We start from the raw sequence: 11745 nt of genomic DNA on the forward strand, positions 1-11745 counted from the left end.
GCAAATCGTCGTACGATGACTTCGCGCTCCGCGGCGATGCGCGCAGCGCGCGAAACTCATGGAGCCGGTGACCATTGCATTGCTCGGCGTCGCCAGCAATCTGCTCCACGGCGTCGCGCTGCTACAGCAGCTGGACTTCGAAACGGCGATGGAACGGTTCACTCGTGTCGTCGCCGCGTCGAACACGGCACCACAAATGGCGCAAATCGCGCGGCTGCTGTGCGCAGAGGCCGCGCAGCGGGCGGAGCGCCCCGACCGCGCCCGAGCGGAGCTCGAGTGGCTGATCTCATACGCGGAAGACCCGGCGATCCGCGAGGCGGCGGCCGCACGCCGCGGCGCACTCGCCGGTGCGAACGCGGCGGATCGAACGGGGGGCGGCAGCCTCCTCGCCAGTTGGCGGCGGCTCACGCACGAGGTCGCCCGCGGGCAGTGGAGTTCCGCACGCCGGCGGATCGCCGGTCCGCTGGGCCAGTTCGCGGACCGGATCGGATGGCTTGCCTCCACCAACGAGGTGGAACCGCAGGCCGCCTCGGGTGTGGCCTGGCTGGTGCGGCCATGGACGGATGCGAAAGTGATCGAAGTGACCTCCACGGTCGCGCGTGGCGAGATCCAGCTGCGATCGAACGCCGGAGAGGTCCGCCTCGCCGCTCGCCCCACCGCAGAGGGTTGGGTGTTCGAGGAGGTGGTTTGGTACCGTCCGCCCACCGGTGGTGAAGGCGCCGCTCCGGCTCCCCTTGAAGCCGCCAACGTGCCAGCCGGGGGCGTTGTGGTCGTTGCGCCGGACGGCGCACGGCTGATGCTGGGCGCGGCCGGTGGGCTGGGCGCCCAGTCCCGCGTCACGGTCGCGGAGACAACCCTCGCCGCCACCGGCGCACCGCCTCCGCAGATCGAACCGCCCGCGGAGGAGCGCCGGCGGCTGGAACAGTTGGTGACCGAGCTGGGGCATGCCGATCCGATCGTCCGCGCGCGGGCTCGCGCGGCGCTGCGCGCCGCCGGTGCGGCCGCGCGCTCAACGCTCCAGGCGCACCGCGACCACCGGGATGTTGAGGTTGCCACCACCGTGCGGGAACTGCTGGACGAACTGCGATGAGCGCGACCACCAATCTCACCGTGGCGATGATCGCAACGCTGGTGACGCACCTTCAACAAGCGCGCCAGGCGATCGAAGCCGGCCGCCACGCCGACGCAATTGCGCCGCTGACCGCGGTGATCGAACACTCCCCCAGCATCCGTGAGCTCACGTGGGCCGCGCGATGGTATCGTGCCCAGGCCCATCAGGCGGCCGGCCGCGCCGCAGACGCGCGCGCGGACCTTCAATGGCTGGCCACGCGCGATGTTCCGCCCCCGATTCGTCAGGCTGCGCGGGAGGCGTTTCTGGCCGCCGGCGGCACCCCCCGCGATCTGGCGCCCCGCACCACGCCTGTCGAAGAGTGGCAACGGGTTCAGGCCTGGATCGCCGCCGGCCAGCCCCAGCAGATCCTCGAAGTGTTGACCGCGGACGCCGCCACGCAGTTCCGCACAATGGTCGAAGATCTGCACGGCGAACAGGGGACCGAGGCTCTCGCAGAATGGTTTAACCAGGAGGATGCGGTGCTGACCTCCCAGCGCGTGGACCATCCCGGCGGCGTCGCGGAGCTCACATTCCGCCAAGACGACATGCTCTTCACCGTCGTCTGGCGGCAGGACGGCGACCGCTGGAAGATCGCCGCGTTGAAGAGCCGGCGAGCCGAAGAAGAACCGGGGCCAACGGCAGAGGTGGCCGTCACCAACCACACCGCCGCCCTGCCAACCAGCGAAATCGCGGAGCTGGTCGCAAAACTCGCCGCAGAGGATCCCGCGATCCGCGCCCGAAGCCGTGCACAGCTGCGCAAACTCGGTCCGGCCGAGCGCGCCGCCCTGCGGGAGTATCGCAATCATCCCGACCCCGAGGTGGCCGAAACCATCCGCGAACTGCTGGAGGAGCGATGACCGGCCGACTTCCCCTCGCCCTCGCGACGCTGACGTCGGGCATCGTGATGACCGCCTGCCGAACGCCGCCCTACGAAGCGCGGCGGCCCGCTGAACCGCCCCGCCACCTCTCCGCTCGGGTGCTGCGACCGGTGGTCGCAGTCACCGAGTTCGAAAACCAGTCCTGCTTCGCGGGCCAGTGGAAACTCGGCGGCGGCATGGCGGACCTACTGATCACCGAGCTACTGAACTCCAGGCGCGTGATCGTGCTGGAGCGCCAGCATCTTGACGACACGCTCGGCGAGCTGCTGCGGCAGGGTAAGGCGCTCTTCCGGCCGGAAGGACGGGCCTCCTCCGGCCGCCTGAAAAACGTCCGATACCTGATTCGCGGCGCCATCACGGACTTCACCGTCACCGGTGACGCCAGCGGATGGTTCCGTACAGAGACCACCGGCGGCCGGCTGGGCGGCCGTTCCGCCCGGGTATCGCTGAACCTCCGAATCACCGATGTCGAAACGGGCGAGGTCATCGCATCGGTCCGGGCAGATGGCTCCGCACGGGCCGGCTTCTTCGCCGCCACAGTGGATTACCGACGACTCGCCTTCGGCGGCGACGCGTTCTTCCAAACGCCGCTGGGCCGCGCAACGGAAGCCGCGATCCGCGACGCGGTCGCCCGCATCCTCGATCAGCTGCCGACCGAGTACTGGATGCCCCGCGTCGCGGACCTCGTGGACGGCCGCGTCGTCATCAACGGCGGCGAGAACGTTGGTCTGACGCCGGGCCTCGAAATGATCGCCCGCGAGGCGCCCCGCGTGGTGACCGACCCGCTGACCGGCGACCCGCTCGACGCCTTTCCCGGGCGCGTGATCGGCCGACTACGGGTCGACGAAGTCCGCCCGACCACTTCGCTCGCCTCGCCACTCGAAGGCGGTCCGTTCCCCCGCGGCGCGTGGCTCGAGGTGGTGCCCGCCGCGCCGCCTGCGCGCTCGCGTCGCTGCCCCGCCCCCCCCCCGCCCGCGCTGCGCCGCCGAGCGCCTCAGGGGATTGCCGCGCGCGCAACGTCTCGCATATCATTCGCCGCATTTCTGCATGATCCGTAAGCTGCTCAGCAAACTCCGGCAACTGCGGCAACGCGGCCAATCCTCTTCACCCGCATCTCCCGTGCAGCCGCCCGGCAGTTGTCCTCCAGACCGGGGTGACTCCGCAGCGACGCGCCCCGACCCCGCCGGCAACCATGGGCGTGAGCGGCGAGGCGCTCGTCGCTCCGCGCCGCTAGCCGCGCGACGCCACGGACGCGATCGACCCCGCCGCCAGAATGCCTCCGCTCCGCCACCACCCCCCAACGCCACCGAGCCATGGGATCCGGCCTCCTACGTCGTGCCCCCGGAGCCCGGCCGGGTGCGCTTCCAGGACCTCAATCTGCCCACCGAGCTCCTCCATGCGGTGGCAGACCTGAACTTCCGCTACTGCACACCCATCCAAGCAGAGGTGCTGCCAGCCGCGATCGCCGGCCGCGACATTGCCGGCCGTGCGCAGACCGGTACCGGTAAGACCGCCGCGTTCCTGCTCGCCGCAATGACCCGCCTTCTCCGCGCCCCCTCCGCCGACCGTCGGCCGGCTCACCCCCGCGTGCTGATCCTCGCGCCCACCCGGGAACTCGCCGGCCAGATCGCGCGCGATGCCCGCGCGCTCGGCGCCTACACTCCGCTCTCCACGCTCGCCGCGGTCGGCGGCAGCGACCTCGAGCGGCAGCGCGCTGCACTGTCGAATTCACCTGCCGACCTACTGATCGCGACGCCCGGGCGGTTGCTGGACCTGCAAGAGCGCGGCCACGTACGCCTCGACCGGGTCGAAATTCTCGTGATTGACGAGGCCGATCGCATGCTCGACATGGGCTTTATTCCCGACGTTCGCCGCATCGTCTCCAGCACCCCGCCGCGCGAGCGCCGTCAGACGATGTTTTTCAGCGCAACGCTCACCGAGCTCGTGCTGCGGCTCGCGGAGCACTGGACGCGGGATCCGTTGCGCGTGAACATCGAGCCCGCGCGCGTCGCGGCCGAGCAGATCCGCCAGATCGCCTACGTGGTCACCTCGGCGGAAAAATTTCCGTTGCTCTGTCACCTGCTCCGCGCCAACGCCAGTGGCCGCACGCTGATTTTCGTGAACCGCCGCGACACCGCCGAACGCCTCGCCGACGCGCTCCGCCGCGCCGATGTGGCGGTCGGCCTGCTCTCCGGCGCGCTCAGCCAGCGGCGACGCGACCGCGCGCTCGACGACTTCCGCGCGGGCCGCCTCCACGTGCTGGTGGCGACCGATGTCGCCAGCCGCGGCCTGCACGTCGAGGGCCTCGCCACGGTCGTGAACTTCAACATCCCGCTCAACCCAGAGGACTACGTCCACCGCATCGGCCGCACCGGCCGCGCCGGCGCCAGCGGCACCGCGATCACCTTCGCCTCGGAAGACGAGGCCTTTTACCTGCCCCCGATCGAAGAGTTCCTTGGCCACTCGCTGACCTACCTTCATCCCGACCCCGCCTGGCTGGAGGCGACCGGACTGCCGCACTTCCACGACCCCGCGCGCTCGCGACCGGCGCCTGACCGCTCTGGCCGGCGTCCGCCGCGCAGCGCCCGCCGTTGAGAGCCGTGCGCGTTGGACAACCGCGCTGCGCTCGGCGAAGATGAAACGGATCACAATGAAACGTCCCGACCGGTTCGATTTTTGGTACGCGGTGAGCAACACCGAAATCCTGCTGGCGCCCCGACGCCAACTGGAGACCTTCGGCACCACCGTCGTCGACTACCACCTCGTCAGTGAACTGATGGACACCGTGAACGCGGTCCGCATCCGGGAGGGACGCCTCCACGCCGCGCGGCCCCAGATCGTCACGCCCGCCGAGTTTGCGGAGTCCCTCCTCGAGGGTTTCGAGGAGCCCGCCGCGGAAGCCTACGCCGAATGGCTGCGCCAGAACCACCAGAATCTGATGATCATCCGGTACGGCTTCCGCATTCGGAAACAGGAAAGCCGCGAGGAGATCGTCCACGACACACTCGACGAAGTGATCGCCCGCGTGCGAGAGGAGTTCCAGCGCCGCGACAATCCCCTCGCCGCCCTTGTCCGCGGCGTGGACGAGCCGTGGGAGGTCTGCCTGATCAAGCTGATGGTGGATCTGGTGCAGCGCTCCAGCCCCGAACACGCAAGGATCCTTCGCCAGGACCCCACCGGTGCGCGCCACGCAGTCGAACAGCTGTTTCGGGCCGCCGCGGTGGACCGCAGCCGCCTCGGTGAGCTCGCCGACCTGCTGCGCCGCGAACGCCTCTTCGAGGAATACCAGGACCGTTTCTTCGCACTGGTGCGCTCGCACCAGCTGCGTGGCGGCTGAGCCCGGATGCACCTGACCCTCGCCGGACGTGACGACGAGGCGCTCGCCGAGCGCGTCCGGGCACTTGCCCGCACACTACCCGAACACGCCGGCCCCCCATCGCTCTCGCCGGAGCACCGCGCCCTGCGCCTCCGTGAATGCGAGGGCCCGCCGAGCTTCGATGCGCTCGCGCTCGAACTGTTGCGGTATCACATCGCACTCGACACGCGGCCAACCACCTGCGCTCGTGCCGCTTCGCTGCCCAACCGTCTCCTCGAAGCGCTGCGCCGTGTGCTCTGGCGGCTGCTCGGAAACCCTCTCGACCGAATCGCGCTGCAACAAACACGGGTCAATGAACTGCTCCTCGACGCGCTGTGCCGCGCCGTTGCAGAATCGTCTCGCTCGCCCGCCGGCCCCACGCCGCCCACACCACCGGCCAACGCGCCGTGAGCCGTGTCGATCAGCTCCTCGACGGTTTCGTGCCGGGCGACGCAATCTCGCAGGAAGCGCTCGCCGTCCGCGCCCACCTTCGGCATCTGGGCTTCGATTCTGAAATCTTTGCCGTGCCGCAGAGAATCTCCCCTGACGGCCTCGCCGAATGCCGACCAGTGACCGACATCGAAACGCGCCGCCCCGATGCGGTGATTCTGCACTACGCGATCGCCTCGCCCGCCGCCGACGTGTGGCGCGCCGGCGCATTCCGCCGGCTGCTGCTCTACCACAACATCACCCCGTCGGAATGGTTCCGACCGTACGACGCGGCGCTCAGCGCGCAGCTCCAAAGCGGGCGCCGCGCATTGCCCGACCTTGTCAGCGCGGCGCACGCGATGGCCGCGGTCTCGTCCTTCAACGCCAACGAGCTGCGCGCGGTCGGCGCCGATCGCGTCCGCTTGCTGCCGCTGGTCTCCGCCGCAGAACCACTTCCACCGCCGGACCCGTCGATGACCGCGCGGCTGGGCGACGGCTTCACGAATCTGCTGCACATCGGCCGGCTGGCGCCGAACAAATGTCTCGAAGAACTGATCGAGGGGTTTGTATGGTATCAGCGCGGTTTTAACCCCCGCAGCCGGCTGATCCTGGCCGGTTCCGACCGCGCCTGCCCGCGCTACGCCGCGCTGCTCCGCATGTTGCTGGTTGAGTACAAGGCCGAGAACGTGTGGCTGGCCGGCTACCTGACTGAGGCGCAACTGTCCGCGGCGCTGTCCGCCGCATCGCTGGTCATCAGCGTCAGCCGTCACGAGGGCTTCTGCGCCCCGCTGGTCACCGCCGCCCGCGCCGGTGTGCCGGTGCTCGCCCGCGCGATCGGTGGCGTCCCCGAGGCGGTGGGACCGGCAGCGTTGCTCTTCGACGAAGCTTCTCCACGCGAACTCGCCGCTCTGATCCACATCGCCACCACGGATGCCGCGGTTCGGTCGGCAATCGCCGCCGGCCAGCGCCAACGACTCGCCCAGCTTCATCGCCGCGACGTCGCCACCGAACTCCTCAATTGGTTGGCCGATGCCGGACTGGCCGTGAGCAAGCGCCACGCGCCGTAGCACGACAGTCGCGAATCGCCATGCGCTGGCGGGTTCGAAAAAACCCCGTATGTTTTCCAAATGAAATTTTTCACGCCTTTTTCATTCGGTATGCTCGTTGTCGCGGTGCTGTTCCCGCGCACAACCCCCTGCGCGACAGCCGGGGGGCAGGGCCCGTCTCCTTGGGCACTCACCAACGCGGTAACCACCGCCTGGGAGATGTCCGCAGTTCGGTTCGGCGATGCCGCCGGCCCTGCCCTCACGCTCGGGGAGTTTTCCGCAGCACTAGCGCGACGATCGTCCGAAGAATTTGAGGTGGCGCTGACGCTGCGGTACTCGCGACTGGAACCCGACGGCAACGCGGACACGCCCCACTGGGGAGCGTGGCGGCCGGTAAACGAGCTTTCGGTGGGCATGCCGCTGACCGTGGGTTGGACCGCCGGCCGTGCGCGGATCATCCCTTCAGTGCGGTGGGCGGCCGAAGAGGGGACGGACTGGGCGGACGCTTCCACCATCGGGGTGGTGGCCATGCACGCATGGCCGCTGAAGGCGGGCCACGAAGTCGGCGTGGGCGCGCTGGTCTCGCGGGGGCTGGGCCGCACGCGAGTGATCCCCTTCCCGTTGTTCTGGTGGCAACTCGGGGACCGCTGGCAGCTGGGCAACTCGATGCCATTGGGACCGGCAACGCCGGCCGGCCTAGAGCTGCGGTGGCGAGCCGATCGCCGCTGGACACTGGGCGCGGGCTGTTCGTATCGCAACGACCGCTATCTGCGGCACAGTGAGGAACAGGTGGCGGAGTGGCGGGCGGTGCCCATCTGGCTCCGCGGCTCCTACCGCTTCGGCCCCCTAGGTGTGACGCTCTGGACCGGCGTCGCCGTGGCGCGTCGCATTGAGCTGCGCGATGCCGATGACGGCCGCCGCCTGCGCTCGCTCGAGCCTACTTCCGCTCCCCTCGTCGGCCTCTCCCTCACCGCCCGCCTCTAACCCCCGCAACGGCGGCCGACGCGGTGGAGCGGTCGCCTCCCGAGACACCACGTATGCCCAACTCCTCACTCGGGAACTCTCGGCCCGGCGCGATCACGCCGTGATTGTTGCTGTTGGGGGGGCGGCAAGCTAAGCTGCAGCCGCAAACGGTAATGAGGAAGAACTGCCTGCTCATCCAGCCTTGCCCGAACGAATCGCTCATTCCCACGGGCCGCAGCTGGTGGCGACCGCCGCTGGGACTCGGCTACCTGGTGAGCGCGGCCGCGGAGCTCTCTCCCGAGGTCCGGGTGCAAATCTGGGACGAGCTGGTGCAGGGCCCCATCCCCCCTTCGCTCCTCGCGTCGGCGTCAATCATCGGAATCTCTTCCAATCTATTTACGCTCCGCCGCACGCTCGACCTTTGCCATACCGCACTGGCCCGAAGCGATGCGTTGATCGTCGTCGGCGGCCTCACGACCACCGTCCCCGCGGTTCGCAAGTTTCTGTTCCGCGAGGTTGGTGAGCGTCGCCTTCACCTCGCCGTCGGCGACGGCGAGCCCATTTTCCTCGAACTTCTGTCGGGGCGGCCGGCAAACTCGATTGAAGGACTGGTCACTTCGCCCGCACAAGCCGCCGGCGCCGTGCCTCCCAGAACGTTCGATCCCACCGGCCTCATCCCCGCCCTTCCGCATGTGGATCTCTACTTGGCCTGCCAGCGCGAAGAGGGGACCGAAACCCCTGTGCTGGCCATTTCGACTCGCCGGGGCTGTTTCTGGGCGCAGTCCCACGGCCGCTGCAATTTTTGCCTGCGACCCGGCCTGAAACTGGTGCTTCGCCCTCCCGAAGATGTCGCCTCGGAGATCCGAGCGCGTCGCGCAACGATTCCGGAGCTGTGGACGTTCTGGGATGTGTCGGACGACAGTCTCGAACCGCTCGAGTGGTGGGAGGAATGGCTACGACTTCGAACAAAGCATTCCGACCTGCGCAAGGTTCGCTGGATCATCTACGGCCGGGCCGACGAGGTGACACACGATGCTGCCCGGCTTCTGAAAGAGTGCAACGTGGTCGAGGTGGTTGTCGGCTTCGAGAGCGGCTCGAAGGAGGTGCTCGCCGCGCTGCACAAAGGATTGGACCCGGCGCGCGCACTTCAGGGCGCCTCGTGGCTCGGCAAGCAGGAGATCTCCGTGCTCGGCTGCTTCATGATCGGCTGTCCCGGCGAAACCAACGAGACGCTGCGCGAAACCGTCGCGCTGGCACAGCAAGTCGCCCGCCAATGCCGCTTCTCCGCGATCAGCATCGCCGACTTCGTGCCGCTGCCCGGAACCCGCTGGTGGAGCTCACTGCTGGGTTCGAACCGGGAGCCTTCGATCGAGGACTTTGATCCATGGGTACTGTCCGAGCGCTTCCGCAGGACAATGACGGAGGTCACTGACGATGAAATCCGATCCGCTCGAATCCATCTCGCCTCTCTCGCGTCAGTGCGCCACGGTTTTTTCCGGCTCGCGAAAACTTGAGCGACGCCGTTTTCTGAGGGACGCGGCGCTCGTGCTCGCCTGCAGCGCCGCCGGGAGCTGCCGACCGCGGAGCCCCACCCAGAACGAACTTCGCGCAGGATACGTGCCCGCAGCCTCCGCGTTGCCGCTATTCGTCGCGTTGGAGCAGCGCCTGTTTGACGGAGCGGGCATCCGCGTCGTCGCCCGGCAATATCCCCAGACCTCCGAAGTCATTCAGGCCCTCCTCGCGGGCCAGCTCGACATCGCCTGTGGCGTCGGCTGGCCCACCATCCTCGCCGCGGCGGTGGACAATCCAACGCGATTTCGATGTTTCCACCCGTTTTATGAGACCGCATCCGCTGCAGCGCTGGCGGTGCTCAAGCGCAAAGGTCTCGCGATCTCCGCGCTGAACGAGCTGGAGGGCAAACGCGTGGGCTGTTTCCCCGGCGCTTCGATGCAGATGTTTGCGCGCGAAATCCTGCGCGCCGCGAACGTAGACGTGGCCAAAGTCTCGCTGATCCAGGCGCCGGTCAACGCGCAACATATGCTTCTTGAGTCCGCGCAAATTGACGCGCTGATCACGGTCGAACCTTATGTGACCGCCGCGCTGATGGCCGGCACGGGCGAGATGCTCAGCCCCGCGCCCCGCCCCACCTTGCTCTGGACACCCTTTCCGGCCGGCACCGACGTCGCCGAGCGCTCCTGGTCCGACGCGCACCCGGACCTCTATCGGCGGTGCCGGGAAGCGTTGCGGTCAGCGATCGCTCACATTCGTACTCGCGAGCCGGAAGCCCGCGCCGTACTCCCACGCCATGCGCCGGTCGAGCCCGCGATCGCCGAGCGCATCAGTCTGTATTTGTGGCCGGAGCGACCCGATGTCCAGTCAGTGCAACGTTTGGCCGACCTTCTGCACTCGCACCAGCAACTGACCCGCCCAGTGAACGTGTCCTCGATGCTCGATGACTAATTCGCGCGTCATTGTTCGTTTGGAGCGGGTGAGCAAATCGTTTGGCACCCGGCAGGTGTTGCACGACGTGTCGGTTGACATCTACGGCGGATTTACTGCGATAATGGGCCCCACCGGGTGCGGGAAAACGACGTTACTCCGAATGTTGGCTCGGCTGGACCATCCGACCGTAGGGGAGGTTCGATTCGCAGAACCTGCCGGCCGGGTTGTGCTCGTGCCTCAGGAAATCTCGGGAGCCGTCGCACCTTGGCTGACGGTTCGCAAGAATTTGGAACTGGCCGCGCGCAACCATCCCAACGACCTCACTCCTGACGAAGTGTGGCAGCTGGTCGGTGCCCCCACGGAACTGAGCCGGTACCCCTACCAGCTCAGCGGCGGCCAGCTCCAGATTCTCGCGATTGCAATGGCGGTGGCCGCGCACGCCTCGCTGTGGCTCTACGATGAATCGTTCCGCGGCCTGGACATTTCGTTCAAATGGGAGCTGTTCCGCACGCTCCGCAGGATTGCCGCGGAGCGAAACGTCAATGTGATCTTTGTCACCCACAACGCGGCAGATGCCGCAACGTTCGCCAATCGCATTCTCATCTTGGGCGGACGACCGGCCACGATGATCGCGGACCGGGCTGGGCTGGCGGACTCGTTCCCGCCGCTGAAGGGATTTGCGGACCCACGCGTGATTGAAATGACCGCACACATCGCGCAGGCCATCGTCACCGCCCAGTATGCGCCAGTTTCCGAGTAAGCAGAGCGTACTGGGGGTGGCCCTCGCGATCGCGATCATTGGGGGGTGGGTGTTGCTGTCGGCCGGAGGTCGCATCTCTCCGAGCCTGCTGCCCGCACCGTGGACGGTCGCAAAAACGCTGGCCGACGAATGGAACTCCGGCAAGCTGAGCGCTCATCTCCTCGCGACCACTAGCCGCGTGCTCTCGGCGTCCGCGGTCGGTGCCGCAATCTCCACCCTCATCGCGGGCCTCTGTTTGCTGTTTCCATCATGGGCAGGTACCGCCTCACGGCTGGCCGACTTTCTGAGATCCGTACCGGTACTGGCGCTCTATCCGCTGTTTCTTCTGCTGCTCGGTCCCGGTCCGCACACGATCGTGTCCTCCGCTGCCTGGATCGTTGCGCTGATTCTCGTCTCCCACATGATCCATGGCCTTCAGGCGGCTCGGGTGCAACGGCTGGAATTTTACCGTCTGCTCGGCCTGTCCAACATGTCGGTGCTCTTTTGGTTGCGATTCCCCGAGGCGTTGCCGTCCCTGCTGTCCGGTCTGCGCATTGCGCTGTCCCTGGCGTTCGCGGTGGTGGTCGCACTCGAGATGTTGACCACGCCCGGCCGCGGTCTCGGCCAGCAGGTCTATGAAGCTTCTCTCCTCTTTCGCACCGCCATTCTGTATGCCTACATCATGCTGACCGGCGCGGTGGGAATGATGCTGAACCTGGTCACCAGCATACTGGAAACCCGTGTCGTCCACTGGAGGGGACATTAGCCATGATCGAAACACT

General features: G+C 67.6%; 12 protein-coding genes. All 12 read left to right on the top strand.

Annotation, left to right across the window (positions count from 1 at the left end):
* Positions 1–67: 67 nt before the first annotated feature.
* The 12 genes from N2652_06325 to N2652_06380 all read left to right on the top strand — a co-directional run bounded on the left by N2652_06325 (position 68) and on the right by N2652_06380 (position 11729).
* On the top strand, positions 68–1090 hold the full coding sequence (locus N2652_06325) for a hypothetical protein (protein ID MCX7818804.1): 1023 nt from the start codon (positions 68–70) through the stop codon (positions 1088–1090).
* Entirely contained in the window at positions 1087–1968 is an 882-nt protein-coding gene (locus tag N2652_06330; protein ID MCX7818805.1) for a hypothetical protein, read from the top strand. Before N2652_06325 ends, N2652_06330 begins: the two co-directional genes overlap by 4 nt.
* Positions 1965–3047, top strand: coding sequence for a CsgG/HfaB family protein (locus N2652_06335; protein MCX7818806.1), 1083 nt, complete (start codon positions 1965–1967; stop codon positions 3045–3047). The genes N2652_06330 and N2652_06335 overlap by 4 nt, the downstream gene beginning before the upstream one ends.
* A 298-nt stretch (positions 3048–3345) precedes the next feature.
* A complete protein-coding gene (locus tag N2652_06340) occupies positions 3346–4584 on the top strand; it encodes a DEAD/DEAH box helicase (GenBank protein ID MCX7818807.1) in 1239 nt (412 codons plus the stop codon).
* Positions 4585–4624: 40 nt separating this feature from the next.
* A complete protein-coding gene (locus N2652_06345; GenBank protein ID MCX7818808.1) occupies positions 4625–5326 on the top strand; it encodes a hypothetical protein in 702 nt (233 codons plus the stop codon).
* Positions 5327–5332: 6 nt separating this feature from the next.
* A complete protein-coding gene (locus N2652_06350) occupies positions 5333–5755 on the top strand; it encodes a hypothetical protein (protein MCX7818809.1) in 423 nt (140 codons plus the stop codon).
* Positions 5752–6840, top strand: coding sequence for a glycosyltransferase (locus N2652_06355; GenBank protein ID MCX7818810.1), 1089 nt, complete (start codon positions 5752–5754; stop codon positions 6838–6840). Before N2652_06350 ends, N2652_06355 begins: the two co-directional genes overlap by 4 nt.
* Positions 6841–6900: 60 nt before the next feature.
* The gene (locus tag N2652_06360) at positions 6901–7803 is read left to right on the top strand and encodes a hypothetical protein (GenBank protein ID MCX7818811.1); all 903 of its coding nucleotides are present in this window, start codon (positions 6901–6903) and stop codon (positions 7801–7803) included.
* Positions 7804–7955: 152 nt separating this feature from the next.
* Complete coding sequence (locus N2652_06365; GenBank protein ID MCX7818812.1) at positions 7956–9296, top strand: B12-binding domain-containing radical SAM protein; 1341 nt, start codon at positions 7956–7958, stop codon at positions 9294–9296.
* The gene (locus N2652_06370) at positions 9217–10242 is read left to right on the top strand and encodes an ABC transporter substrate-binding protein (GenBank protein MCX7818813.1); all 1026 of its coding nucleotides are present in this window, start codon (positions 9217–9219) and stop codon (positions 10240–10242) included. Before N2652_06365 ends, N2652_06370 begins: the two co-directional genes overlap by 80 nt.
* A gap of 28 nt (positions 10243–10270) precedes the next feature.
* Complete coding sequence (locus N2652_06375) at positions 10271–10984, top strand: ATP-binding cassette domain-containing protein (protein ID MCX7818814.1); 714 nt, start codon at positions 10271–10273, stop codon at positions 10982–10984.
* Entirely contained in the window at positions 10965–11729 is a 765-nt protein-coding gene (locus tag N2652_06380; GenBank protein MCX7818815.1) for an ABC transporter permease subunit, read from the top strand. The genes N2652_06375 and N2652_06380 overlap by 20 nt, the downstream gene beginning before the upstream one ends.
* Positions 11730–11745: the final 16 nt, after the last annotated feature.

This window comes from Kiritimatiellia bacterium (genome assembly GCA_026417735.1).
Lineage (GTDB): Bacteria > Verrucomicrobiota > Kiritimatiellia > PWTM01 > PWTM01 > CAACVY01.

Coding starts and splice junctions, on each gene's coding strand:
- N2652_06350 (MCX7818809.1), top strand. CDS start 5,333: ATGCACCTGACCCTCGCCGGACGTGACGACGAGGCGCTCGCCGAGCGC.
- N2652_06360 (MCX7818811.1), top strand. CDS start 6,901: ATGAAATTTTTCACGCCTTTTTCATTCGGTATGCTCGTTGTCGCGGTG.
- N2652_06345 (MCX7818808.1), top strand. CDS start 4,625: ATGAAACGGATCACAATGAAACGTCCCGACCGGTTCGATTTTTGGTAC.
- N2652_06365 (MCX7818812.1), top strand. CDS start 7,956: ATGAGGAAGAACTGCCTGCTCATCCAGCCTTGCCCGAACGAATCGCTC.
- N2652_06335 (MCX7818806.1), top strand. CDS start 1,965: ATGACCGGCCGACTTCCCCTCGCCCTCGCGACGCTGACGTCGGGCATC.
- N2652_06330 (MCX7818805.1), top strand. CDS start 1,087: ATGAGCGCGACCACCAATCTCACCGTGGCGATGATCGCAACGCTGGTG.
- N2652_06370 (MCX7818813.1), top strand. CDS start 9,217: ATGAAATCCGATCCGCTCGAATCCATCTCGCCTCTCTCGCGTCAGTGC.
- N2652_06380 (MCX7818815.1), top strand. CDS start 10,965: ATGCGCCAGTTTCCGAGTAAGCAGAGCGTACTGGGGGTGGCCCTCGCG.